The 22,536-nt window shown below is 63.5% G+C and carries 24 protein-coding genes; 10 read left to right on the top strand and 14 right to left on the bottom strand.

Going from position 1 to position 22,536, the window contains the following annotated elements:
- Positions 1–61 precede the first annotated feature (61 nt).
- On the top strand, positions 62–394 hold the full coding sequence (locus D0B32_RS27395) for a superinfection immunity protein (protein WP_117337449.1): 333 nt from the start codon (positions 62–64) through the stop codon (positions 392–394).
- A 76-nt stretch (positions 395–470) separates the two neighbouring features.
- On the opposite strand, the gene D0B32_RS27390 is transcribed toward D0B32_RS27395, so the two are convergent.
- Both D0B32_RS27390 and D0B32_RS27385 read right to left on the bottom strand, forming a co-directional pair.
- Positions 471–749, bottom strand: coding sequence for a hypothetical protein (locus D0B32_RS27390; RefSeq protein ID WP_117337448.1), 279 nt, complete (start codon positions 747–749; stop codon positions 471–473).
- Positions 750–1,051: 302 nt separating this feature from the next.
- Positions 1,052–1,288, bottom strand: coding sequence for a hypothetical protein (locus tag D0B32_RS27385; RefSeq protein ID WP_117337447.1), 237 nt, complete (start codon positions 1,286–1,288; stop codon positions 1,052–1,054).
- A 323-nt stretch (positions 1,289–1,611) separates the two neighbouring features.
- On the opposite strand from D0B32_RS27385, the gene D0B32_RS32690 reads away from it, so the two are divergent.
- Positions 1,612–1,947 (top strand): hypothetical protein, encoded by a 336-nt coding sequence (locus D0B32_RS32690; RefSeq protein WP_181969924.1) that lies wholly within the window; start codon positions 1,612–1,614, stop codon positions 1,945–1,947.
- A gap of 190 nt (positions 1,948–2,137) precedes the next feature.
- Here D0B32_RS32690 and D0B32_RS32685 read toward each other — a convergent pair whose 3' ends face one another.
- The 3 genes from D0B32_RS32685 to D0B32_RS27375 all read right to left on the bottom strand — a co-directional run bounded on the left by D0B32_RS32685 (position 2,138) and on the right by D0B32_RS27375 (position 3,726).
- Entirely contained in the window at positions 2,138–2,491 is a 354-nt protein-coding gene (locus D0B32_RS32685; RefSeq protein ID WP_181969923.1) for a hypothetical protein, read from the bottom strand.
- Positions 2,492–2,584: 93 nt separating this feature from the next.
- Entirely contained in the window at positions 2,585–2,719 is a 135-nt protein-coding gene (locus D0B32_RS33010; RefSeq protein ID WP_259295167.1) for a hypothetical protein, read from the bottom strand.
- The gene (locus tag D0B32_RS27375) at positions 2,716–3,726 is read right to left on the bottom strand and encodes a DUF2891 domain-containing protein (protein WP_117337446.1); all 1,011 of its coding nucleotides are present in this window, start codon (positions 3,724–3,726) and stop codon (positions 2,716–2,718) included. The genes D0B32_RS33010 and D0B32_RS27375 overlap by 4 nt, the downstream gene beginning before the upstream one ends.
- Positions 3,727–3,887: 161 nt before the next feature.
- On the opposite strand from D0B32_RS27375, the gene D0B32_RS27370 reads away from it, so the two are divergent.
- A complete protein-coding gene (locus D0B32_RS27370) occupies positions 3,888–4,823 on the top strand; it encodes an AraC family transcriptional regulator (protein WP_117337445.1) in 936 nt (311 codons plus the stop codon).
- A gap of 49 nt (positions 4,824–4,872) precedes the next feature.
- Here the strand turns inward: D0B32_RS27370 and D0B32_RS27365 are convergent, their stop codons facing one another.
- From D0B32_RS27365 to D0B32_RS27350, 4 genes are all read right to left on the bottom strand, one after another.
- The gene (locus D0B32_RS27365) at positions 4,873–5,271 is read right to left on the bottom strand and encodes a DUF427 domain-containing protein (RefSeq protein ID WP_117337444.1); all 399 of its coding nucleotides are present in this window, start codon (positions 5,269–5,271) and stop codon (positions 4,873–4,875) included.
- A gap of 318 nt (positions 5,272–5,589) precedes the next feature.
- Positions 5,590–6,087 carry a DUF3331 domain-containing protein gene (locus D0B32_RS27360; RefSeq protein ID WP_259295166.1) on the bottom strand — a complete coding sequence of 166 codons (498 nt, stop codon included), beginning with the start codon at positions 6,085–6,087 and terminating at the stop codon, positions 5,590–5,592.
- A gap of 235 nt (positions 6,088–6,322) precedes the next feature.
- The gene (locus tag D0B32_RS27355) at positions 6,323–7,069 is read right to left on the bottom strand and encodes an SDR family oxidoreductase (protein ID WP_117337442.1); all 747 of its coding nucleotides are present in this window, start codon (positions 7,067–7,069) and stop codon (positions 6,323–6,325) included.
- A 21-nt stretch (positions 7,070–7,090) separates the two neighbouring features.
- On the bottom strand, positions 7,091–7,837 hold the full coding sequence (locus tag D0B32_RS27350; RefSeq protein ID WP_117337441.1) for an SDR family NAD(P)-dependent oxidoreductase: 747 nt from the start codon (positions 7,835–7,837) through the stop codon (positions 7,091–7,093).
- Between the two features lie 266 nt (positions 7,838–8,103).
- Between D0B32_RS27350 and D0B32_RS27345 the strand changes: the two genes are divergently transcribed.
- Positions 8,104–8,982, top strand: a complete 879-nt coding sequence (locus D0B32_RS27345) for a LysR substrate-binding domain-containing protein (protein ID WP_117337440.1) — start codon at positions 8,104–8,106, stop codon at positions 8,980–8,982.
- Between the two features lie 49 nt (positions 8,983–9,031).
- Here the strand turns inward: D0B32_RS27345 and D0B32_RS27340 are convergent, their stop codons facing one another.
- On the bottom strand, positions 9,032–9,835 hold the full coding sequence (locus D0B32_RS27340) for a DUF72 domain-containing protein (protein WP_117337439.1): 804 nt from the start codon (positions 9,833–9,835) through the stop codon (positions 9,032–9,034).
- A 146-nt stretch (positions 9,836–9,981) separates the two neighbouring features.
- Entirely contained in the window at positions 9,982–10,740 is a 759-nt protein-coding gene (locus tag D0B32_RS27335; RefSeq protein ID WP_117337484.1) for a TetR/AcrR family transcriptional regulator, read from the bottom strand.
- Positions 10,741–10,981: 241 nt separating this feature from the next.
- Here D0B32_RS27335 and D0B32_RS27330 point away from each other — a divergent pair, with 241 nt between their 5' ends.
- The 4 genes from D0B32_RS27330 to D0B32_RS27315 all read left to right on the top strand — a co-directional run bounded on the left by D0B32_RS27330 (position 10,982) and on the right by D0B32_RS27315 (position 16,700).
- A complete protein-coding gene (locus D0B32_RS27330; protein WP_117337438.1) occupies positions 10,982–12,163 on the top strand; it encodes an isovaleryl-CoA dehydrogenase in 1,182 nt (393 codons plus the stop codon).
- Between the two features lie 9 nt (positions 12,164–12,172).
- Positions 12,173–13,780: a carboxyl transferase domain-containing protein gene (locus D0B32_RS27325; RefSeq protein WP_117337437.1), complete on the top strand. Its 1,608-nt coding sequence runs from the start codon at positions 12,173–12,175 to the stop codon at positions 13,778–13,780.
- A gap of 42 nt (positions 13,781–13,822) precedes the next feature.
- A complete protein-coding gene (locus tag D0B32_RS27320) occupies positions 13,823–14,608 on the top strand; it encodes an enoyl-CoA hydratase/isomerase family protein (protein ID WP_117337436.1) in 786 nt (261 codons plus the stop codon).
- A gap of 79 nt (positions 14,609–14,687) precedes the next feature.
- A complete protein-coding gene (locus D0B32_RS27315) occupies positions 14,688–16,700 on the top strand; it encodes an acetyl/propionyl/methylcrotonyl-CoA carboxylase subunit alpha (RefSeq protein ID WP_117337435.1) in 2,013 nt (670 codons plus the stop codon).
- 33 nt (positions 16,701–16,733) lie between these two features.
- Here D0B32_RS27315 and D0B32_RS27310 read toward each other — a convergent pair whose 3' ends face one another.
- On the bottom strand, positions 16,734–17,525 hold the full coding sequence (locus tag D0B32_RS27310) for a phosphate/phosphite/phosphonate ABC transporter substrate-binding protein (protein ID WP_117337434.1): 792 nt from the start codon (positions 17,523–17,525) through the stop codon (positions 16,734–16,736).
- 60 nt (positions 17,526–17,585) lie between these two features.
- Positions 17,586–19,163, bottom strand: coding sequence for a class I adenylate-forming enzyme family protein (locus tag D0B32_RS27305; RefSeq protein WP_117337433.1), 1,578 nt, complete (start codon positions 19,161–19,163; stop codon positions 17,586–17,588).
- Positions 19,164–19,526: 363 nt separating this feature from the next.
- On the opposite strand from D0B32_RS27305, the gene D0B32_RS27300 reads away from it, so the two are divergent.
- Together D0B32_RS27300 and D0B32_RS27295 are read left to right on the top strand one after the other, a co-directional pair.
- On the top strand, positions 19,527–19,856 hold the full coding sequence (locus D0B32_RS27300; RefSeq protein ID WP_117337483.1) for an HdeA/HdeB family chaperone: 330 nt from the start codon (positions 19,527–19,529) through the stop codon (positions 19,854–19,856).
- A gap of 289 nt (positions 19,857–20,145) precedes the next feature.
- Positions 20,146–21,234, top strand: a complete 1,089-nt coding sequence (locus D0B32_RS27295) for a linear amide C-N hydrolase (protein WP_117337432.1) — start codon at positions 20,146–20,148, stop codon at positions 21,232–21,234.
- 113 nt (positions 21,235–21,347) lie between these two features.
- Here D0B32_RS27295 and D0B32_RS27290 read toward each other — a convergent pair whose 3' ends face one another.
- On the bottom strand, positions 21,348–22,400 hold the full coding sequence (locus D0B32_RS27290) for an NAD(P)-dependent alcohol dehydrogenase (RefSeq protein ID WP_117337482.1): 1,053 nt from the start codon (positions 22,398–22,400) through the stop codon (positions 21,348–21,350).
- Between the last annotated feature and the right edge of the window lie 136 nt (positions 22,401–22,536).

Below are 22,536 nucleotides of genomic sequence, written 5' to 3'. Positions count from 1 at the left end.
GAATGCCGAAGCTGAGTCCGGCACAGACACCAAAGCCGCTTGATAAAAACGAGGTGATGCAATGTCGCAGATTCTTGAAGGTATAACCGTCCTCGGCGTCCTGACGCTGTATCTGATTCCGTCCATTGAAGCGGACGCCCGCAAGAGCCGCGATGCGCAAGCCATCACGCTGGTCAACGTGCTGCTCGGCTGGACCGTGATTGGCTGGATTGCCGCCTTCATGTGGGCGCGGCGCCCGGAAGTGGAAAAGCGCATGGCGCGTCTGGTGAGAAGGACGCAGCGCGCGGAAGCACGCGGCACCATTGCGAGGATCGTGGCGCACGCCGAGCATCGTGCCGCGTTGCAGGGCAGGCTGCCGGTTCGCCGCCGGGTGTTGACGGACGCGGTTCTGTAAAAGATGCGTGGATGTATGGGCGACCGGGGCGCCGATTTAGTGAGTGGCGCTCCGGGATGCCAGTGGTGAAGCAGGTTTAACCGGCGTCAGGCTGTGCGTCAGTGGGCGCAGGCGGGCGGGCCGCTCCTTCGAGAAAGCGGCGGGTGGCCTCGAAAGATTGCAGCATCTGGTCCGGCCACGGTGTCTGGAGCATGACGGCCTGATGGTTCTCGAAGGCGCTGGACAGGAGCTTCGCGAGTTCCGGCGACTGCAGATGGCGCAGCAGCACGCTCACCGCAATGGCCGTGGCCTGACTTGCGCCAGCGGTCTGCAGTTCGGAAGTAGTAAGGGCGGCGAGTTGCTTGTTGATATCCATGACGGTAGAAGAGAAAGTGCTGACGGCCACTTCAGGTGGCCGTTGCTTATTGAGCGGTTGATTCACGCATGCCGCGCGCGTGCCGGAACGGGCAGGGCTGGCGGGGATTGAACCAGCGGCAGGCGTGGCGATGGCGCAGACGGTATGGATGTGACGACCGCGCCGACGATAACGCTGACGACAGCGAGGCCGGCCCGGCGGCCGGGTCTGCGGAAGGGATCATACCGTGGGCTGTAATGGGCAACAACCGGGGGCAACAACCCGGGGCAATAACCTGCGCGCGGCGTGAGAGCCGCGCGGCCTTACGGATGCGTAGCCGTTCTGGCGTGAGAGATGACGCCGTCCAGTTCGTCGAGTTGCAGGAGCAGGTCGTCAATGGAACAGAGTTGTCGCTTTGTGACGTGCTGCGAATCGAGCAGCTTGTAGAGGCGCTGACGCCAGTACGTGGCGGGCAAAATAGGACCACCCAGATCGCCGCATAGCGACGGCTTCATCACACGCGTGATATGTGCGATGTCCTGATCGATCAACGTAAGCATCTCCAACCCCCGTAAATTGCGTCTTGGATCCGCGTCGTGCTTTGTTTTGTATGATTAATACTAACGCAAATTCACAAATTGGCAAGCTGCTAAAAATACCCATTTCATTGAAAGCGCGTTATTCAAGCTTGAAACGCCCGTATTGATTGGTGAGTTGCAGATATTAAGGAAAACCATGATGGAAAGCCGCCGCGAACTCGCTAGACTGTAACCAAACGTAACCAAGTGTTGCTAAAGATAAGTACGGGGATGTTCTAACGGGGCCGCGCCAGGCTGGGCGCAATAGACGAGAACGCGACGGAGCAAGCCGCGCACAAAATGAAATGGCCGCAGAGCAATCTGCGGCCATTTTTTTGCAACCGTGGCGCGTGGTGGCGCGCCGTGGCGTGCCGTCCAGCATGCCGGGCGTGACGCGAGGGGCGGCCCTGTCAGCTCAAACGAGCCGCAGCGGCCAGCACGCCACCGTGCCGCCCATGCAGCGCTTAGTGGCAGCGCTTTTGCCAGTGGCCGTGCACCTTGACCTTGTGGCAAACCGGGTGATGGTGGTCATGATCGTCAGCGAAAGCCGGGGTCATCACGCCAACGGAAACGGCGGCAAATGTCAGCGCAAGCAAAATCTTCTTCATGGGATGGGTGGGTCAAACGACCTTGTTGATTGAACGAGGGCGCTATATTAGCCGGGCTTTCGGCAAATCGGGGTAATGGATTTGCAAAACCTTATTACGAGGCACAGGGCCAGATCCGATAACGCGCAGACACACAGCGCTGACATATCGTCCTGATACGCGGCAAAAGAAAATCCCAGCGAAGCCCGCTTTTCCTACGACCTGTTCCTCGTCATCTTGCTGGTTAATGGCCTTGGCCTCCGCCCCCACCGTGCCCGCCACCACCACCGTGACCGCCGCCTTGCCAATGGCCGCCGCCGCCACCGTGTCCGCCGTCGCCATGCCAGCCGCCGTGACCGCCATGCCAGTAGTCGCCGCCGTGCCAGTAGTGGCCGTAATAGCAGCAACCGCCGCCACCGCCGCCCCATACGCTGACGCCGCCGTAATCCGGGCCGTAGCCGCCGTATCCGTAGGCGTAGTCAGGGTAGTAGCCTTGCCCGTAGTTGGGATAGCCGTAGCCATAACCCGATGGCACGACGCAACCCGACAGGGCCGCTGCCACGCCGAGCACCGTGAGTGTTGAAATGAGCCGAAGCATGATGGTCTCCCTCCCGTTTAAAGTAAGAAAGGAGTACGCAAGCCAAGTTCCAGGGTAATTGTGTCGGCTGTTTACCGTTTAGCGCGATGCTGCTCACAGCGGCCCTCGCGGCCATTGAGCGGGCTTGAAAAACCGCCCCGCGCCAATGACCGCAATCACCGCAATCACCGCAATCACCGCAATCACCGCATTAACCGCATTAACCGCATTAACCGCGTAGCGGATCACGCCTCCAGTGCTAGCGTAGCGAAAGTTGCAAGCCAGTGCTCGCCCATGTAGTCCCCGGCGACGTGCGCCAGTGCGCTCTCCAGATGGCGTTCGGCTGCCTCGTTCAAGGCGGTCTGGCGCGGATCGTCCGCCGCGAGCGCACGGGCCAGCGAGCGCTGACACCATGCGCGGCTGAGATTCAGGCCGTCGAGGTGGGCGATCTTGCCGTCGCTGCGATCCGACACGGTGACGGGTTCGAACAGCGTGGCCGGTTCATGCCGGGCGAGCGCCGGCAGAAATGCATCGAACCATGTGATGAATTGCGCGGGCGGCAAGACCCGCCGCATCAGTTCGGCCTCCATCAACGCGGGCGAGAGGAATTCGTCGCCGGCCGGCTCCCATGCCTGACAGGCCACGTCGTGCGCATACCAGCGCTGCGCGGTCTCGACCACCAGCGCTTCGAGCGAAGCGCGTGAGGTCTGCCGCGCGAAGTCGAGCGTGAGAGCGAGCGCGAAGGCCATGTTGAAATGCGTGCCCACGCGCAGCGGATAAGTCGCCTTGGGCAGAAATTCCTCGAAGCGTTCGACAAAGGCCTCCGTCAGCGGCGCGAAGGTCGTGCGCCAGCGCGTGGACTGGGCGAGCGGCACGGCCTCGATCTGCGCGGCGAGCGCCAGCAGCCAGGCCCAGCCGTACGGACGCTCGAAACCGCGGTTGTGCGGCAGATCGAGGTAGGCGCGCTCGCCGGCCACGTTGGCGTCGGTGAAGTGCTCGTCGACCACTGCGACGATGCGCGGCCCCTCCGGCAGATCGGGAAAGCGCGTCAGCAGATGCAGGATCAGCCAGTAGCCATGCACGCACGAATGCCAGTCGTAGCTGCCGTAAAAGATGGGATGCAGCGTGCGCGGGTTGCGCACGTCCTGCGGGCCGGCGAGCGCATGCGTCAGCTTGTTCGGATATTCGCGCGTGAGGTGATCGAGCGCGAGTCGCGCGAATTTCGATGCAATGGCGGAGGTGAGTTGGGCGGGCATCCATACCTCGTGCAGAACGAATCGGGGGCGGCCAGAAGCCGGACCGGAAACTATAACAGTCACGAAGCCGACTACAAACCAGGCTGCCCAACAGCGCCAGCACCGCGCGAACCGGAGCCGCAACGCTTGAAAGTTAGTCGTTCTAACATGACAATCCGCACATGGAAGTCGACCCGTTCTCCGACATTCTGCAGTTGATCCGGGCACGCTGTGTCGTGACGGAGAGCTTGTCTGCGCATGGTGCGTGGTCGTTCCGGTCGCGCGCGGCAGAGCAGGTCAGGTTGCTCAGCGTGGTGAAGGGCCCGAGCTGGGTGTGGCTGGAAGGGGGCACCTCTGCGCGTGTCGTGGTGGGCGATGTGCTTCTGCTATCCACACGCGAGGCGCTGGTGGTCTCGAGTGATCCGCCGCGGGCCCCAGCCGGCGCCGCACGTGCTCAAGCACCGGCGGCGTCGGGCTCGGGTTCGGGTCCGGGCGAAGCCCATGACTTCCTTGCCCTCGTCGTGGACGTTCTGCTGGACGCCGAGCACGCCACACTAGTGACCCATGCGCTCGCGCCGCTGCTGCACATACGCGCGGCGTGGCCGCGTGCGGCGGTTCTGGTGCAACTCCTCGAACAGATGGTGCGCGAACGGGACGGCGAGCTGCCGGGCCGCACGCTGGCATCCGAACAGTTGGCACAACTGATGTTCATCGAGGCACTGCGTGTGCATCTGGAAACCTCGAAGACGCTGCCGCCGGGATGGCTGCGCGCGGCTCACGACAGGCGTCTCGGGCCCGTGCTGAGCAAGCTGCACGGCGAGCCGGGACGGGCGTGGCAACTCGGCGAACTGGCCGCACTCGCCGCCATGTCGCGCACCAGCTTCGCGGCTTACTTCAAAACGGTGTCGGGGCTTGCGCCCTTGACCTATCTGACGGAGTGGCGCATGCGGCTTGCCGCCCGCGCACTGCGTGACGACGATACGCCCGTCAACGTGATCGCTGAGCAACTGGGTTACGCATCCGAAAGCGCATTTAGCGTCGCCTTCAAGCGTGTGACCGGCAATGCGCCGAAGCGCTACCGGACGGCCGCGCGGACAACGCATCCGGACACGCCGTGATGCGGCGTGTCCTGGCGCATCGTAGACAGTGGGCCTCGATAGTGGGTTCTTAGTCTGCCCGGACTTCGATCGCATCGACGCGATCCGGATAGAACGCAACGTGTTCCTTGATCTGCGCGACCGCGTCGTACGGGCTCTCGTACGTCCAGACCGCGTTGACCGAGCGTGCGCCGCCCGACGGGATCGAATAGTACGAGCAATCGCCCTTGTACGGGCAGTAGGTGGAGTGGTCGGTACGTTCGAGCAGCGACATGTCCACGTCTTCACGTGGGATGTACACCACGGCCGGGTAGGCTGCTTCGCGCAGCGTCAGTGCGTTGCGGGTATCGGCGATGGTCTTGCCACCGAGCGTCACGACGATATGTGACGGATCGGCTTCGATCGTGATGGGATGGTCGGGGCCCGGAATCTTGACGGTCTTGCCTGCGGTGTTCACGCTGCCTGCCATGACAAATCTCCTTGAATGGATCGTTTGGTGCTGCGGTTAGGCGTCGCTGCCATGACATGCAATTTAGCGGCGTAACGGGCAAAGGGAAAAGACTTTCTGGGCGGGTGGTCATGCCTGAGAGGCATATGAAGCATTTATCTGACGCCTCGCGCGGCGCACGGTCCACGTGGCGTGCTGCGGTTCACATGGGCGAAAGGCATCCACGACGCGCGCTTGCAAAACCTTCGAGCAGCTGCGAACTGCGAACCGCAAACCACGAACCGGCTTCGTGCCACCCGCACCCACACCCGCATTAACACTCACACCAGGCCCGCGCGCTTACTCCAGCTCTTCCAGCACGGAGGCCAGCACCATCTGCGCGCAGTTGGCCGGCCGCATGGCGGTGCGTCCTGCGGGACTATAGACCGCGTCGCCGCGTACGATAGACGCGCCCGTCAGTGCACAGACGCCATGTGAGCGCGCAATGCGGCGAATCCACAACTGCTCGCTGTAGTTCGCCGCGGTAGCATCGCGCCACGTGATCGAGATGGATTTCGCCGTGAAGCGTTCGACGAACGTCACGCGGGTGCTCTTCGGCCGGGACGGCGCGGTGCGGGCGCGATCCACCGCACTGCCGCGATTCGCGCACGGGGCGCTGTCGCGCCGTGCCTTGCGGATGGGCTGACTGACCTTTTCGATCACCTGCAACAAGGCTTCCGCGCCATCGCCTTTCAGGCGCGATATCACGGCGGACCAGGGGTCACGGGCAGGCTTCAATGTAGCGGCGGTATCCAATTCGATTCCTGTTGCGTTCACGTCGTATGGTTTTGACGTCATGCGCGCGAGCCAATAGCAGAGCGCAAGGCGCATGGGGCGACACTCAAGTCCGGATCATATAGATGGGTTCTGGACAGATAAACGCGTGCCAGGTGAAAACTTAGTTTGGATTCGGCTAACAATCCTGCGCAGATTCCGGCGCGTACCACGCGCCGTCTGGGCTGGCGAGGGCCGGCGAGGGCCGGCAGGGGTTGCCAGACAGAGCGGCGACGCAGGCACTTTGGGCCGAACCTTTCTATCGGCCTTCGACCGTCAGCACTTCGCCCGTGATCCAGCGCGCCGCCGCCGAAGCGAGGAACGCGACGGCCGCGCCGACATCGTCGGCTTGCCGCGCGGAACGCAGATCGGTCTCGCCTTCGAATGAGGCCCCATGACGACGCGGCAGGTCGGCCCACGCCATATTGCCGCCCGCGCGCCCCGTCGCACTGCGCGCAATGGCATTCACCCGCACCCCGCGTGTGCCCAGCGAATGCGCGAAATGCGCAACCAGCGCCTCGATCGCGCCAGCGGTCGCCGCGTACGCCGCGCGCTGTCCAACGTCGGCATCCACGCTGCGCGACGAAACCAGCACGACGCTGCTGCCTTTGCATAACGCGGGCATCAACTGCTGCAGCAAAAAGTAGGGGGCGCGCACGTTCAGCGCAAACAGCTCGTCGAAATCGGCCACACAGGTGTCTTCGAGACTCGCGTCCCTGACGATGCCTGCGCTCGCGACCAGCACGTCGAGCCGCGCGCCGATGATCAACCGTACGCGGCGTGCCAGTTGATGGGGGCCTTCGGGCGCGCGCAGATCGGCCGCCACTTTCCGCGCGTGACCACCGGTCTCGCGGATCGCGGCGACGACTTCGTCGGCTGCCTCGTCTTCACTGCAGTAGTGAACCAGCACCTGCGCGCCGGCCTGTGCAAGTGCGAGCGCGCTCGCACGGCCGATGCCGCGCGACGCGCCCGTGACGAGCGCGGTCTTGCCGCCAAGAGGACGCATGATGTGCCTCGCCTCGCGTGCTCAACCGGCCGTCTTGCCCCCATCGACCGTGACGATCTGGCCGGTCACGAACGATGCTTCAGCAGAGGCGAGGAACAGCACGGCACGCGCGACTTCATCCGGCTTGCCGACCCGTCCCAGCGGCACGCCCTTGGCGAGCGCAGCCTTGCGTTCCGCTGATCCCGTGAAGCGATCCAGCATGCCGGTGTCGGTCGGGCCAGGCGCGACCGCATTGACGCGCACGCCGTCACCGGCCGCTTCGAGCGCGGCCGATTTGGTCATGCCCTCGACCGCATGCTTGCTGCCGGCGTAGACGGAGGCGAAAGCGGCGCCTTCATGTCCGTAGGTGGACGAAATATTGATCACGCTGCCGCGTTTTTGCGCCTGCATCACGCGCAGTTCGTGCTTCATGCTGAGCAGCGTGCCGAGCACGTTGGTCTCGAAGGTCGCGGCGTAACTCTCGGCGCTCTGGTCGACGATCCGGCCCGGCTGACCTTCGGTGCCGGCGTTGTTCACGGCAGCATCGAGACGGCCAAAACGTTCGACGGCCTGATCGACGAGCTGACGCACGTCTTCGTCGATGCGCACGTCGGCCTGGATGAATACCGCATCCGCGCCGCGTTCGCGGAGTTCGGCTTCGAGCGTCTTGCCTTCGGTCGCGCGACGGCCGGAAACGACGAGGCGCGCGCCCTGGTCGGCGAATGCGAAGGCGGTGGCGCGGCCAATGCCGGTGAGTGCGCCGGTGATCAAAACGACGGGCTTTTCCATGATTGAAGTCCTTTGCGATGTATAGATGGCAGGCATGAAGGGGGCGGGCGTCGCTAGCTGTCTTGGTGCATCGAGCTGTCGTCGCGCCGCGTCTGACAGCTAATGTAGTGAGGGCTTGCGTGAAGGGAAAAGACTTTGTAGGCTGGCGGGCATGCCTGTCAGGCATGGTTGGATAAAGTTCCAACTCAAAGCATCGAGCCGAAGCATCGACCCGAAGCATCGACCCGAAGCATCGACCCAGAGCAGGGCAACAACCCAAGGGCCTCATGGAACTTCGCCATTTGCGTTACTTCATTGCGGTCGCCGAAACCGGCAGCCTGACCGTGGCGGCCGAACAGCGCCTCTTCACGTCGCAGCCTTCGCTGAGCCGGCAGATCCGCGATCTGGAAGACGAGGTGGGCGCGGCCTTGTTCAGCCGCAGTGCGCGGGGCGTTGAATTGACGCTGGCCGGCAAGGCTTTTCTCGATCACGCGCGGCTCGCGCTGTCACAGGTGGACGCCGCCACCGAGGCCGCGCGCCGCGCCGCGCAACCGAGCAAGCAGGTATTCGCGCTTGGATTTCTGACCGGCCAGGAGATGACCTGGCTGCCGCGCGCCATGCAGGTGTTGCGCGAGGAATTGCCGAAGATCGACGTGACCGTGTCCAGTCACTATTCGCCCGACCTCGCCGATGCGCTGGCGCGCGGCAAGCTCGACCTGGCGTTTCTGCGGGCCGAGCCGGGCTACGACCTCGACTATCGCGTGGTCAGCAAGGAGAAACTCGTGGTGCTGATGCCGAGCGATCATCCGTTGACGGAACGGGACACGATCCGCCCGCAAGATTTCGCCGGCGAGCCGTTCATCATGGCCACCAATAAGGCCACTGTGCTGCATCAGGTGATCAAGCAGTACTTGCAGGACAACGCGCTCGAAGTAACGCCCGAACACGGTGTGGACAATCTCGCGATGGCGATGTCGCTGGTGGCTTCCACGCGGGGTCTGGCGCTGCTGCCCGAGTATGCGAACAACTTGCTGCCGTGGTCGGTGGTGAGCCGTCCGCTCGAAGGCGAAGCGCCCACCATCGATCTGGTGATGGGCTATAGCAAGTCGAATACGTCGCCGGTGCTGAAGCTGTTTTTATCGCGCGCGGACGAGTTGATGGAATAGGGGTGGCCACGCTCCGGGCACTTTGCCTGCCGCTCAGCAGCAACACAACTTAAAGCCGCTCGATCAACGCCATCGCCGCGGCCGGATTGCGTTCCTTGAAGCCGCTGATCACGTAGAGATACACGTCGCGCACGCTTTTAGCGGGCGCACGCCCCGGCACCTTTTCCAGATCCTCGGGCACGGCGCCCGCCGCCAGCAGGCGCGCGCGTTCGGCCCACGCGTCGAGCGCGGCCTTCGAATAACCTTTGGCCTGCGACTGCGTCGTGCCCATGATGCGCGCGTACACGAACGGCGCGGTCAGATTGGCAATCTGCGGATATTCGCTGTCTCCAGCAAGCACGATCGCGGCGCCGTACTTGCTGGCCAGCTTGATGAAGGCTTCATCGCGAAAGCTCTCGTGCCGCACTTCGAGCGCGTGTCGCAACGGATGGCCGTCGAGTTGCTTCGGCAGTAACGCCAGGAAGGCTTCGAAGTCTTCGGCATCGAACTGCTTGGTCGTGGCGAACTGCCAGTTGATCGGCCCGAGCTTCTGCTTCAGATTGCTGAGCCCGCTGCCAAAGAAACGTTCGATGCTGTCGCCCGCGTCGGCCAGCACCTTCCGGTTGGTCGCATAACGCGGGGCCTTCAGCGAGAACACGAAGTCGTCGGGCGTTTCGTCGTGCCACTTCGCGTAGCTCTCGGGCTTTTGCAAACCGTAGAACGTGCCGTTGATTTCAATGGAAGTGAGTTGCTGGCTCGCGTATTCGAGTTCGCGCTTCTGCGTCAGATCGTCGGGATAGAAGACCCCGCGCCAGGGCGCGAAGGTCCAGCCACCAATGCCAATCCTGATACGCGATTGCTTGCGGGTTGCCATGTGCGGGTTTCCTTTGTGCCGTGCGGGGTTCGATGCGCGAGTCGGTGCAAAAGGTCGGCTCGTCTCAGCGCCGTGCGGATGACGTTACCGCAGATTGACCCAGCACGTTCGGTGCCACGCCTCGCTACCGCCAACACCCTCGCTCACTATGCCTTCTGCGCGGCTTCCGCCTGCGCGAGACGCCGGTTCGCTTCGGCCACGTCATGGCGAAACTGCTGCAACGCGCTCAAGGCCGCATCGGGCGGTTGCAGCGCGGCCCACAACACCTCGATCAACTGGGCGGCGGTAGCTTCGATATCCGTCTGGCGCCGCGCCAGCGTTGCGTCCCATAGCACGTGTTCCATCGGACCGAACACCATTGAGCGCAGCAGTCGCAGCGGCATATCCGTGCGAATCTGGCCGGTTTCCTGACCTTGGGCAAGAACACGCATGAGCGGCGCCGTATAGCGGCGCTGCAATTCCGTCAGCGCTTCACTGAGTTCGTGATGCCGGGCGCGGCCCTCGGACAGCACGAGCGCGCACAGGTCGGTGCCGTTCACCAGCATGAGCCGCAAATGCATGCGCACGATGAACGCGAACTGTTGCCGCACGCTGCCGTCGCGAGGCAGGCCGCTTTCGATGGCCTCGATGATTTCGTCGTACCAGTCGCCGATCACGCGCGCACACAACTCGCGCTTGCCGCGGAAGTAGCTGAACACGGTGGCCTCGGAAATGCCCAGGCGCTGGGCAATCTCGGCGGTCGTGGCGCGCTCGTAGCCTTTCTCGGAGAACACGTCGCGGCCCGCCTGAAGAATCTCCTTCACACGCTGTTGCGATTTGCGTCCGGCCGGCTCGCGGCGCGACGCGGGCAGCTCAGTGCGCGCGACAGAGTGTGTGACGGGCCCGGCTTCGGCAGGGGCGGCCATCTTCGATGCGGCCATCATATGAGTCCGGTTCAGATTTGAGCACCCGAGGCATCCGGGGTTGACCGAGTTTAGCACGCCGCTATTGGCTTCAGCAGGGTCATGGGGATATCTGAGTGTCACTCATAAATACCTATTGACGTATACGTAAATCTAGCGTGAAATTCGTCTTATCTGGCCGCCCTCAGCGGCGCCGACGCCCAAGAACGGCTGTGAATGCCCGTGAATTCCTGGAGACACTGCAATGAGTAACCTGCCTGGTTTGCAATTCCCGCTCGGTGAAGAGATCGAAATGCTGCGCGACAGCCTCGCGGGTTTTGCGGCAAAGGAAATCGCCCCGCGCGCCGCTGAAATCGACCGCACCGATCAGTTTCCGATGGACCTGTGGAAGAAGTTCGGCGATCTGGGCGTGCTGGGCATGACGGTATCGGAGGAGTACGGCGGCGCGAATATGGGCTACACAGCGCATATGATCGCGATGGAAGAAATCTCGCGCGCCTCGGCCTCGGTCGGCCTCTCGTACGGCGCGCATTCGAACCTGTGCGTGAACCAGATTCATCGCAACGGCACCGAAGCGCAAAAGCGCAAGTATCTGCCGAAGCTCGTGTCCGGCGAACATGTAGGCGCGCTCGCCATGAGCGAGCCGAACGCGGGCTCGGACGTGGTCAGCATGAAACTGCGCGCGGACCGCAAGGGCGACCACTATGTGCTGAACGGCACCAAGATGTGGATCACCAACGGGCCGGATTGCGACACGCTGGTGGTCTACGCCAAAACCGATCTCGAAGCCGGTCCGCGCGGCATCACCGCGTTCATCGTCGAGAAGGGCATGAAGGGCTTTTCGGTGGCGCAGAAACTCGACAAGCTCGGCATGCGCGGCTCGCACACGGGCGAGCTGGTGTTCGAGAACGTCGAAGTGCCGGAAGAAAATATTCTCGGTCAACTGAACGGCGGCACCAAGGTGCTGATGAGCGGGCTCGACTACGAGCGCGCCGTGCTCGCGGGCGGCCCGACCGGCATCATGGTTGCCGTCATGGACGCCGTGGTGCCGTACATTCACGATCGCAAGCAGTTCGGCCAGTCCATCGGCGAATTCCAGCTCATCCAGGGCAAGGTGGCCGATCTGTACACCACCTTGCAGGCGTGCCGCGCGTATCTGTATGCGGTGGGCAAGCAACTTGACACGCTCGGCTCCGAGCACGTACGGCAGATGCGCAAGGACTGCGCCGGCGTGATTCTCTACACCGCGGAAAAAGCCACGTGGATGGCCGGCGAGGCGATCCAGATTCTCGGCGGCAATGGCTACATCAACGAATATCCGGTGGGCCGTTTGTGGCGCGACGCGAAGCTCTATGAAATCGGCGCGGGCACCAGCGAGATCCGCCGCATGTTGATCGGCCGCGAACTGTTTGCGGAAACGGCATAGGAGCGCACGATGCCGATCATCGAAAGCAAACTGAACCCGCGTTCGGAAGATTTTCGCGCCAACGTGGCGGCGCTCGAAGCGCTGGTGGCCGATCTGCGCGCGAAGATCGAGAAGCTCGCGCTGGGTGGCGGCGAAGCGGCGCGCGACAAACACGTGAGCCGCGGCAAGTTGCTCCCGCGCGACCGTATTGCGCAACTGCTCGATCCGGGCACGCCGTTCCTCGAACTGTCGCAACTGGCGGCGTTCGGCATGTATAACGACGACGCGCCGGGCGCGGGCGTCATCACAGGCATTGGCCGCATTGCCGGCCAGGAATGCGTGATCGTCTGCAACGACGCCACGGTCAAGGGCGGCACGTACTATCCTGTCACCGTGAAAAAGCACGTCCGCGCGCAGGAAATCGCCGCGGAAAACCGCTTGCCGTGCGTGTATCTGGTGGATTCGGGCGGCGCCAACCTGCCGAATCAGGATGACGTGTTTCCCGATCGCGATCACTTCGGGCGCATCTTCTACAACCAGGCCAATCTGTCCGCGGACGGCATTCCGCAGATCGCCGTGGTGATGGGCTCGTGCACGGCGGGCGGCGCCTACGTGCCGGCCATGAGCGACGAGTCGATCATCGTCAAGAACCAGGGCACGATTTTTCTCGGCGGGCCGCCGCTCGTGAAGGCCGCAACCGGCGAAGTTGTGAGCGCGGAAGATCTCGGCGGGGGCGACGTGCATACGCGCCTGTCGGGCGTGGTCGATCATCTCGCGCAGAACGACGCGCACGCGCTGGGCATCGCGCGCAGCATCGTTGGCAATCTGAATCGCAGCAAGCAGGTGCCGGTGGTATTGCAGGAGCCGAAGCCGCCGCGTTACGACGCGCAGAGCATCTACGGCGTGATCCCCGTGGATACGCGCAAGCCGTTCGATATCCGCGAAGTGATCGCGCGGATCGTCGACGATTCCGCCTTCGACGAATTCAAGGCACGCTACGGCACCACGCTCGTGACGGGCTTTGCGCACATCTGGGGGCACCCGGTTGGCATCATCGCCAACAACGGCATTCTGTTTTCCGAGTCGGCCCTGAAAGGCGCGCACTTCATCGAACTGTGCTGCCAGCGCAAGATTCCGCTGGTGTTCCTGCAGAACATCACCGGTTTCATGGTGGGCCGCAAGTACGAAAACGAAGGCATTGCGCGTAACGGCGCGAAGATGGTCACGGCGGTGGCCACGGCGAAGGTGCCGAAGTTCACCGTGATCATTGGCGGTTCGTTCGGCGCAGGCAACTACGGTATGTGCGGCCGCGCGTATTCACCGCGTTTTCTGTGGATGTGGCCCAACGCGCGCATTTCGGTGATGGGCGGCGAGCAGGCCGCCTCCGTGCTGGCCACGGTCAAGCGTGACGGCATCGAAGGCAAGGGCGGTACCTGGAGCGCCGAACAGGAAGAGGCGTTCAAGCAGCCGATCCGCGAGCAATACGAGCATCAGGGCCATCCTTACTACGCGAGCGCCCGGTTGTGGGACGACGGTGTGATCGACCCCGCGCAGACGCGCGACGTGCTCGGGCTGGGATTGTCCGCCGCGATGAATGCGCCCATCGAAGAGACGCGCTTCGGTGTGTTCAGAATGTGACGCTTCGTTGCGAAGCCTTGACGAGTGAAGGAGTCAGTCGCGATGCAATACGAAACCTTGAGCGTCACGTTGGCAGGACACGTGGCGACGGTAACGCTGAACCGGCCGGATGTGCGCAACGCATTCAACGAAACGATGATTGCGGAGCTGACCGCCGCCTTTCACGCGCTGGACCAGCGTGACGAGGTGCGTGCCGTCGTGCTGGCGGCGCACGGCAAGGCCTTTTGCGCCGGCGCCGACCTCAACTGGATGAAGAAGATGGCCGGTTACTCCGACGCGGAGAACCACGCGGACGCGCTGCGTCTGGCGGCGATGCTGTCGGCCATCTACCGTTGCAGCAAGCCCGTGGTGGCGCGCATGAACGGCGACGCGTACGCGGGCGGCATGGGTCTGCTGTGCGCGTGCGACATCGTCGTGGCAGCAGACACCGCACGCTTTTGTCTTTCCGAAGCACGCCTCGGACTGATTCCCGCCACCATCGCGCCGTATGTGATCCGCGCACTCGGCGAGCAGGCCGCGCGCCGCTATTTCATCACCGCCGAACTGTTCGACTGCGCCACCGCGCTGCGCCTCGGCCTCGTCAGCGAAGCCGTCAGCGAAGACAAACTGGATGCCACCATCGAGCAGCTCACTGCCACGTTGTGCGCCAACGGTCCGCAGGCGGTGCGGGCCTGCAAGCAACTGGTGCAGGATCTCGCGTCCCGCGAACTGGATGAGGCGCTGATCGACGACACGGCCGCGCGCATCGCGCGGGTACGGGCCAGCGCCGAAGGGCGCGAAGGCGTGGCCTCGTTCCTCGAAAAACGCCCGCCGGCATGGCGCAACTGATGCGGCCTCGCGAGGCAGGCTCCCGCACAACAACAACGCCCGAATGGCACCGTTCGGCGACCTCTCATCGAGACACCTCATGTTCAACAAGATTCTGATTGCGAACCGTGGCGAGATTGCCTGCCGGGTGGCCGCAACCTGCAGGCGGCTCGGCATTGCGAGCGTGGCGGTGTATTCCGATGCGGACGCCAATGCCAAGCATGTGGCGGCTTGCGATGAAGCGGTGCATATCGGCGGCGCGACCGCGGCCGAAAGCTATCTGCGCTACGAGCGCATCATCGCAGCGGCTGAGGCAACGGGCGCGCAGGCCATCCACCCCGGCTACGGCTTCCTGTCGGAAAACGAGGACTTCGCACAAGCGTGCGAAGCCGCTGGCATCGTGTTCATCGGACCGCCGGTCGAAGCGATTGCGGCGATGGGCTCGAAAGCCGCCGCCAAGGCGTTGATGCATGCCGCGGCGGTGCCGCTCGTGCCGGGTTATCACGGTGACGATCAGGACGCGCTGCTGCTGCAACGCGAAGCGGACGCAATGGGCTATCCGGTGCTGCTGAAGGCGAGCGCAGGCGGCGGCGGCAAGGGCATGCGCGTGGTCGAGCGCAGCGAGGACTTCGCGGCGGCGCTCGCGTCGTGCAAGCGCGAAGCGGCGAGCAGCTTCGGCAACGACCGCGTGCTGATCGAAAAGTATCTGACGCGGCCGCGTCACGTCGAAGTGCAGGTGTTCGCGGATCAGAAGGGCGGCGCGGTGTATCTGTTTGATCGCGACTGCTCGGTGCAGCGTCGCCATCAGAAGGTGCTGGAAGAAGCACCGGCCCCGGGTCTGTCCGGCGAATTGCGCCGCGCGATGGGCGAAGCCGCCGTGGCAGCGGCCCGTGCGGTGAATTACGTGGGCGCGGGCACGGTCGAGTTCATCATGACCGGCGCGAGCCAGTTCTATTTCATGGAGATGAATACGCGTCTCCAGGTCGAACATCCGGTCACCGAAATGGTGACCGGGCTCGATCTGGTGGAGTGGCAGTTGCGTGTGGCGTGCGGCGAACCGTTGCCGCTCACCCAGGCGCAACTGAAACTGGAAGGGCACGCCATCGAAGCGCGTATTTACGCCGAGCATCCTGCACGTGGCTTCTTGCCGTCGACGGGTACGCTCAAGCATCTGCGCATGCCGGAAGGCGTCGAGTTCAGCCTTGGCGCTGACAACTCACGCGCGCCGGTGCGGATCGACAGCGGCGTGCGCGAAGGCGACACCATCACGCCGTTCTACGATCCGATGATCGCCAAGCTGATCGTGCATGGTGCGAACCGTGCCGAAGCGCTGGCACGCATGAGCCGCGCGTTGCGCGCCTGCGAGGTGGTCGGCCCGCATACCAACGTGGAGTTCCTGCAACGCATCGTGACGAGCGAGCCGTTTTCGGGTGGCGATCTCGATACCGGCCTGATCGAGCGGCATCACGAGACGCTGTTTGCGCCCGTGAAAAAACCGTTCCGCGAAGCGCTGGCATTGGCTTGCGCGGCATTGCTGACACGTGAAGGCGGCACTGCACATGGTGCGTCACCGTGGGATGCGCTGTCGCATTGGCGTCTGAACGGCGGCTATACGCAGACGCTCGCCTGGCGCGACGTGGAGAACGACAGCGCGTTTGCCGCGACTTTCGCGCGTGATGGCGCGACGCCGACGCTCGAGTACGCAGGCCAGCGCGATCGCTTCACCTGGTGGAGCGGCAAGGGCGCGCACGAATATGGCGCGACGCTGGGCGACGTGCATGTCACGGGCCGGGTGTTCGTGGATGGCGACGTGTTCCACGTGTTCTGTCTGGGCGAAGCGCAGGCCTTCGAATGGCAAAACCTGCTGGCGCACGCCGCTGATGCCGAACACGGCGAAGGCCGTTTGACCGCGCCGATGCCGGGCAAGGTGATCGCGGTGCTGGTGGAAGCGGGCACGGTGGTCGAGAAGGGCACGCCGCTCATCGTCATGGAGGCCATGAAGATGGAGCACACCATCGGCGCACCGGCAGCAGGCAAGGTGTCGGAGGTGCTGTATGCGGTGGGCGATCAGGTAGCGGACGGGGCGCAGTTGCTGGTGCTGGACGTCGAGTGATTTACTGCGGCCATTAGCTAGTGGCGCGGAGATTCAGGCGAGCGTGGGATAACCCAGCGCCCGAGCTTCGTTTTCCAGTTGCGTGATGCGCGCGTAGTCGCTCAACGACAACACTGAAAAGCCGCTGAGGCGCAGCCGTGCCGCGCGTTGCGGGTCCTGCTTCAGCGAGTCGTGCAGCGTGGCACGCAACGCCTCTACTTTAGCTTGCGGCACATCGCGTGCGGCGATCAACGGCAAGCCTGGGGACGCAGCCGTCCATCCCAGCACGCGCACCTGCTGCGCCAGTTCCGGCAAGGCGTCGCAAACGAACGCATACGTTACACAGTCAATCGCGGCCACGTCCGCTTGATGCTGCGCCACGGCGCGCAACGAGCCGAGATGCGAACCGGTACGCAAGGTCGCGCCGAAGAAGCGACCCTCGCGCGCCAGCGGCGCCACCGCATGCCGGAACACATTCATGCCACTGTTCGAGTCATCCTGATTGTAGGCCGCACGAGCGCCACGACAGGCCGCGAGCGTTTCGAACGGCGCGTCTGCGTGCGTGACCAGTGCGCTCGAATAATTCGCGCCGCTGCAACCGGGCGCGTCGAAATGCGGCGTGGCGATCAACTGGACCTGCTGCGATAGAGCCGTCACCAGTGGATAGCCACAGGTCTGCGAGATCAGCAGGTCAGAACGGCGCCAGAGGGCATGCAGATCGTCACCGGGTTCGACGATTTGCGTTTGCGGGTCGACCGCGCGCAGCACATCGCCCAGCCACGCGCGCCAGTCGGCGGCGAGCGTGGGCGTGACGTTGTACATCGGCAGGGCGGCGATCCAGGTCATGGCTGCGATTCTGGCATATCGCGCTCACCTGTGCCGGAGCGCCATCGCCCTCATTCACCTTCAGGCGGCGTGCATCGCGGGTTCGACGCGTGGCGCGATCGCATAGAACGTGTGGTAGTTCGACTGCAGATCGTCGGGAATCATCTTTTCGATGGCGACGCGGTCCACTTTCCCCTGCTCGGTGTGCGGCACCTTGTCGACGATGAGAAAGCGAATCCGTCCCGCCACGAACGGGCCGAACTCGACATTGAGCCTGTGCATGCAGCGCGCGAGTTTCACCTGTCCTACCCACGGTTCGATCAGCACGTTCCACGCGTATTCGCCGGTGGCGTGATTGGCGGCGAGCGCCACGGCATAACGCACATCGGGCAGACGGCACAGCACGTCTTCGATCTGGGTCGGGCCGATCGCCATGCCGTCGATCTCCGCGACATCGGCCGCGCGTCCCGTGACGTGCAGATAACACGCTTCGTCGATGAAGCCCACGTCGCCCGTCAGGCACCAGCCGTCACGAAACTTTTTTGCGTCTTCATACGGCTGGTGGTAATAGCCCTGGGCCACGCTAGCCGATTTCACTTCGAGCGTGCCGCTTTGTCCCGTGGTGGCCAACGTGCCATCGGCGCGGCGCACGCGCAGTTCGACGCCAGCGCGAATCCGGCCGGCGGTATTCAACACGTCCTTGTTCGCTGCGTATTCGGACGGAGCCAGCACGCTGACGGGGCCGAGTTCGCTCGCGCCATACATATGCGTGAGCACCGGACCGAGCCGCGCAATGGCGCGTTCGCGCAACACGGCGGGCGCCGAGCCACCCACGTGCATCACGGAGCGCAGCGACGACAGATCGCGCCGGCTCACGTCCGGGTGATCCATCGTTTCGAACAGTTGTGGCTCGACCATCAACGCGTCGGTGATCCGCTCCGATTCGATGGTCGCGAGCGTTTCCGCCGGCACGTAGCGCGGTCTGAGCACTACCGTGCCGCCGCCGATGAGCGTCATGTCGACGAGCACCTGTGACAGATACGCAAGCGGCCCGTTGATGAGCTGCCGGCGGTTTTCGTTAGCCGGCGCGCTGACCATCTCCGAATACGTGGCGAACGAACGGCGGCTGCATTTGGGCACGCCCGTCGTGCCGCCCGACGACACCAGCACCGCGAGTTCGTCAGCTCTCGCGTCTCCACGCAACGGCAGATCAGCTTGCCGTTGCGCGAGCCGGTCGAGACGGGCCGACTCGGGACCGATGCCGACGAACATCACGCGGCCATCGAAGTCGTCGGGAATCAACTGAACGGTTTCACGAAATACGACGAGCAGAGTGGGCTTGATGCGCGCCAGCAACGCGGCGCGCTGCTGCTTGCTCGACAACGCCGGCACGAACAGGGTGGCCGCGCCGAGCAGATTCGCCGCGTAACGGATTGCCAGTGCCTCGGGGCAGTTCGGCGCGAGTTGTGCGACCAGCGCGCCCCGGCCAATCCCGAGCGCGCTCAGCACGCGCGCATGCCGGAAGATCGCACTGCGCAGTTCGCCGGCTGTCACATCGCCGTCCAGATGACGTAGCACGACGCGCTCTGGCTGCTTGCCGAGCCGCTCGAGTAAGGCGTCAACGTAGGGCCGAAAGCCTGCTTGTCCGTCGTATTCCATGATCGCTTCCCTTGAGTGATGGTTCCGAATCCTGCGGATAAGCGCTGAATGTCGCGGGTTTCTGCACGTATCAGGGCTATCACGGAGCGCAGTGTGCGGCGGAAAAATGAGCCTGGAATTAGGAAAGCAGGGCGTGCGTCACCTGTGCCGGTGAGCGAGTGAATGTGCACATGAACAGGCAAATGAACCGGCACATGAATGGGCAGATGCAGGACGCGGAACCGCGCATTCCGAAGGCGTAATTCTCGGCTCACTTTCCGCCGATACGATGCATTCCATCAGCACAGCCCACTGGTGATGCTGCCCACGGCTCTGCCGCCTGGCAGGGTGAAAAATCTTGCAATCGTCTATCTGGAGAATCGTATGAAACGCTTTATCGTTGCTACCGCCATGCTGGCCAGCCTGTGTGTCTCGCCGCTCGTTTTCGCCCAAAGCGCGAAGCCGGTGAAACCCGCCGAAATGACCTGCTCGGATTTTCTCGCCGTCGACGACGCCTACAAGCCGGCGCTGGTGTACTGGGTGTCGGGCACCGACAAGCTCGGCGTGCGCGAAACGGTCACCACGGTGGTCGATACCGCCACGCCGGTTGCAGCAGTGATCGGCGAATGCAAGCAGCAGCCGACCGCCACGCTGTCGAGCAAGGTTCGCGACCTGTACAAGAAGGGCGAACTCGAACTCTTCAAGCATAGCTAAACGTATTCGAACGCATGCATGCACGTCATGCAGCAGGCTTGCTGATTCACGCGCGCTCGCCGCCGTCTTTGCAAGGCGGCGCGAGCGCTGCACGGTAAGCCTCAATCGTGCGACTCGTTGCGCCTCGCAATTGACAAACGCGTTGCGGGGATTCAATACTTCGCCTTGAAGTCGCTGCAACCGACGCGATGTATCAGGCGCAAGCCATCCGCCAGCCGGCTGGCGCTACTTCCTCTGCATGCCGGTATCGCGCATTCGGTGTCCGTCTCGCTTCATCAAGGGAGTCGCCATGCGCCGTTCGTTCCGTCTGCTCGTCACGGGTCTTGTCACCACCGCACTTTTGTTCGCGCTCGTCGGCACGGCGCTCACCGCGTCTGCGTGCACACGCGTGGTCTATCTCGGCGACAACGACGACGTCATCACCGCGCGCTCGATGGACTGGAAACTCGACGTCGCCACCAATCTCTACATCCTGCCGCGCGGCATCGCGCGTAGTGGCGAAGCCGGGCCGAATTCGCTGCATTGGACGGCCCGCTACGGCAGCGTGGTCGCCACCGGCTACGACGTCTCCACCACCGACGGCATGAACGAGAAGGGCCTTGCCGCCGAACTGCTCTGGCTCGCCGAATCGCAATACCCGTCGTTCGGCAAGCAGTCGAAGCCCGGTCTCACCATCGCCGCGTGGGCGCAATACGTGCTCGATAACTTTGCCACCGTATCCGAAGCGGTGGCCGCGCTGGAGAAGGGACCGTTCACCATCGTGACGGACAACGTGCCCGGCGAGCAACGTCTCACCACACTGCATCTGGCAATGTCGGACGCTAGCGGCGACAGCGCCATCGTCGAGTACATCGGCGGGCGCCAGGTCATCCATCATGGGCGGCAATATCAGGTGATGACGAATTCGCCCATCTTCGACGAACAACTCGCGCTCAACGAATACTGGAAACAGATTGGCGGCACGACCTGGCTGCCGGGCACGAACCGTTCGGCGGATCGTTTCGCGCGGGCCTCGTTCTATATCAATGCGATTCCCAAAAGCGAAGATCCGGAGGTGGCGCTGGCCAGCGTGTTCAGCGTGATCCGCAACGTTTCCGTGCCGTTCGGTATCAACACGCCTGACGAGCCGAACATATCGTCCACGCGCTGGCGCACGGTGGCGGATCACAAGCGCATGCTGTATTTCTTCGAATCCGCGCTGACGCCCAATACATTCTGGGTCGATCTCAAGAAGATCGATTTTTCAGCGGGGGCGCCGGTGAAACGTCTGGACCTCGGCAAGGATCAACGCAATACCTTTGAAGGCGAAGTGTCCGGCGATTTTCAGCCCGCGCCGCCATTCCGCTTCCTCGGCCTCGACGCGGGCAAGGCGCCCTGATGCGTTGGAATGCGCCGTAATGCGCCAAAGTATCCGGACCATGCCGGCGCGCTCCGTATGAGGCGTCGCAGGCACGGTCCGGGTGAGCCGCACCCACGAGCGCGGCGCGCGCGTCAGAAGATCACCACGGCCCGCCCGACCAGCGTGCCTTCGCGCAGACGATCCAGCGTTTCGTTGATCTGCTCGAAGCGGATCGGTGTGGTGGTGTGCTGGATCTTGCCCGCCGCTTCGAGCGCCATCACCTCGCTCAGGTCGATGTAGTTGCCCCAGTTCGAGCCATAGAACGACTGCTCGCGATTGATGCGCGGAAAGAGCGGAATATCCACCCGATCGCCGAGCAAACCGACATCGACATAGTGGCCGCTGGTGCCAAGCAGGCTGAACCCGAGCTGCATCAGCTCAGGGGCGCCGACGCAATCGAGAATGGCGTCGAGCACCGGTTGCCCCGTGAGCCGTTGCAACTCGGCTTCCAGATCGGCCTTGGAGGCGCCCTTGAGATTGACCGAGAAATCCGCGCCGTAGCCGGCGGCGCGGGCCAGCTTCTCCGCGTCGTGATCGAACGCGACGATCCTGACGCCGCCGCCCAGCAACTTCGCATATTGCACGCCGTAGCCGCCGAGTCCGCCCATGCCGAATACGCCGAGCACGCGGTCGGGACCGAGCGCTTCCGCCTTGAGCAGCTTCTTGACGCCACGATACGGCGTGAGACCCGCGTCCGTGAGCGGCGCGAGGTGTTCGAAGGAGAGTTCGCGCGGCACCTTGATCAGATAGCGCGCGGGCACCGGCAGGAACTCGGCGAACCCGCCGTGCGGCCCGAAACCCGGAAAGCGCACATTGGGACACAGCTGGGTATTGCCCACCTGGCAATGACGGCAGGTGCCGTCGCCCCAGCCGGGCACCACCACCACGTGATCGCCTTCCTGAAAGCCGGCCTCGGTGGCCTGCTGGCCGATGCGGGCCACGCGGCCCGTGATCTCGTGGCCGGGTGTGATGGGGGTGGGGATATCGAAGTACTTCAGGAAGTACCCGTCGACCAGTTCGGCGTCCGTGCGGCACACGCCGCAGGCCGTCACCTTGACCAGGATTTCATCGGCCTGGATCTCGGGGATAGGGATGTCCTCCAGAACCAATGGCTTGCCGAACTCATGCAAACGTGCTGCTTTCATCATCATTCCTTTTCCTCAAGTTGCGTCCAACCAAGGATAGGAGTCTAGGAATCGCGCTGTCTTTCAAAAAGAGGCGAAATCCGCATGCCGTATGCGAAGAAACTGGATAATGCGCGGCTGCCTGGCACCCCCGTTT

The sequence above is a fragment of the Paraburkholderia sp. DHOC27 genome (assembly GCF_003429005.1).
Classification (GTDB): domain Bacteria; phylum Pseudomonadota; class Gammaproteobacteria; order Burkholderiales; family Burkholderiaceae; genus Paraburkholderia.
This window is presented reverse-complemented; position numbering and strand designations above follow the sequence as displayed.

What these genes read in the sequence shown, in the direction of transcription:
- D0B32_RS27395 (WP_117337449.1), top strand. Translation starts at nt 62, where the DNA reads ATGTCGCAGATTCTTGAAGGTATAACCGTCCTCGGCGTCCTGACGCTG.
- D0B32_RS27390 (WP_117337448.1), bottom strand. Translation starts at nt 749, where the DNA reads ATGGATATCAACAAGCAACTCGCCGCCCTTACTACTTCCGAACTGCAG.
- D0B32_RS27385 (WP_117337447.1), bottom strand. Translation starts at nt 1,288, where the DNA reads ATGCTTACGTTGATCGATCAGGACATCGCACATATCACGCGTGTGATG.
- D0B32_RS32690 (WP_181969924.1), top strand. Translation starts at nt 1,612, where the DNA reads ATGGCCGCAGAGCAATCTGCGGCCATTTTTTTGCAACCGTGGCGCGTG.
- D0B32_RS32685 (WP_181969923.1), bottom strand. Translation starts at nt 2,491, where the DNA reads ATGCTTCGGCTCATTTCAACACTCACGGTGCTCGGCGTGGCAGCGGCC.
- D0B32_RS27375 (WP_117337446.1), bottom strand. Translation starts at nt 3,726, where the DNA reads ATGCCCGCCCAACTCACCTCCGCCATTGCATCGAAATTCGCGCGACTC.
- D0B32_RS27370 (WP_117337445.1), top strand. Translation starts at nt 3,888, where the DNA reads ATGGAAGTCGACCCGTTCTCCGACATTCTGCAGTTGATCCGGGCACGC.
- D0B32_RS27365 (WP_117337444.1), bottom strand. Translation starts at nt 5,271, where the DNA reads ATGGCAGGCAGCGTGAACACCGCAGGCAAGACCGTCAAGATTCCGGGC.
- D0B32_RS27360 (WP_259295166.1), bottom strand. Translation starts at nt 6,087, where the DNA reads ATGACGTCAAAACCATACGACGTGAACGCAACAGGAATCGAATTGGAT.
- D0B32_RS27355 (WP_117337442.1), bottom strand. Translation starts at nt 7,069, where the DNA reads ATGCGTCCTCTTGGCGGCAAGACCGCGCTCGTCACGGGCGCGTCGCGC.
- D0B32_RS27350 (WP_117337441.1), bottom strand. Translation starts at nt 7,837, where the DNA reads ATGGAAAAGCCCGTCGTTTTGATCACCGGCGCACTCACCGGCATTGGC.
- D0B32_RS27345 (WP_117337440.1), top strand. Translation starts at nt 8,104, where the DNA reads ATGGAACTTCGCCATTTGCGTTACTTCATTGCGGTCGCCGAAACCGGC.
- D0B32_RS27340 (WP_117337439.1), bottom strand. Translation starts at nt 9,835, where the DNA reads ATGGCAACCCGCAAGCAATCGCGTATCAGGATTGGCATTGGTGGCTGG.
- D0B32_RS27335 (WP_117337484.1), bottom strand. Translation starts at nt 10,740, where the DNA reads ATGGCCGCCCCTGCCGAAGCCGGGCCCGTCACACACTCTGTCGCGCGC.
- D0B32_RS27330 (WP_117337438.1), top strand. Translation starts at nt 10,982, where the DNA reads ATGAGTAACCTGCCTGGTTTGCAATTCCCGCTCGGTGAAGAGATCGAA.
- D0B32_RS27325 (WP_117337437.1), top strand. Translation starts at nt 12,173, where the DNA reads ATGCCGATCATCGAAAGCAAACTGAACCCGCGTTCGGAAGATTTTCGC.
- D0B32_RS27320 (WP_117337436.1), top strand. Translation starts at nt 13,823, where the DNA reads ATGCAATACGAAACCTTGAGCGTCACGTTGGCAGGACACGTGGCGACG.
- D0B32_RS27315 (WP_117337435.1), top strand. Translation starts at nt 14,688, where the DNA reads ATGTTCAACAAGATTCTGATTGCGAACCGTGGCGAGATTGCCTGCCGG.
- D0B32_RS27310 (WP_117337434.1), bottom strand. Translation starts at nt 17,525, where the DNA reads ATGACCTGGATCGCCGCCCTGCCGATGTACAACGTCACGCCCACGCTC.
- D0B32_RS27305 (WP_117337433.1), bottom strand. Translation starts at nt 19,163, where the DNA reads ATGGAATACGACGGACAAGCAGGCTTTCGGCCCTACGTTGACGCCTTA.
- D0B32_RS27300 (WP_117337483.1), top strand. Translation starts at nt 19,527, where the DNA reads ATGAAACGCTTTATCGTTGCTACCGCCATGCTGGCCAGCCTGTGTGTC.
- D0B32_RS27295 (WP_117337432.1), top strand. Translation starts at nt 20,146, where the DNA reads ATGCGCCGTTCGTTCCGTCTGCTCGTCACGGGTCTTGTCACCACCGCA.
- D0B32_RS27290 (WP_117337482.1), bottom strand. Translation starts at nt 22,400, where the DNA reads ATGAAAGCAGCACGTTTGCATGAGTTCGGCAAGCCATTGGTTCTGGAG.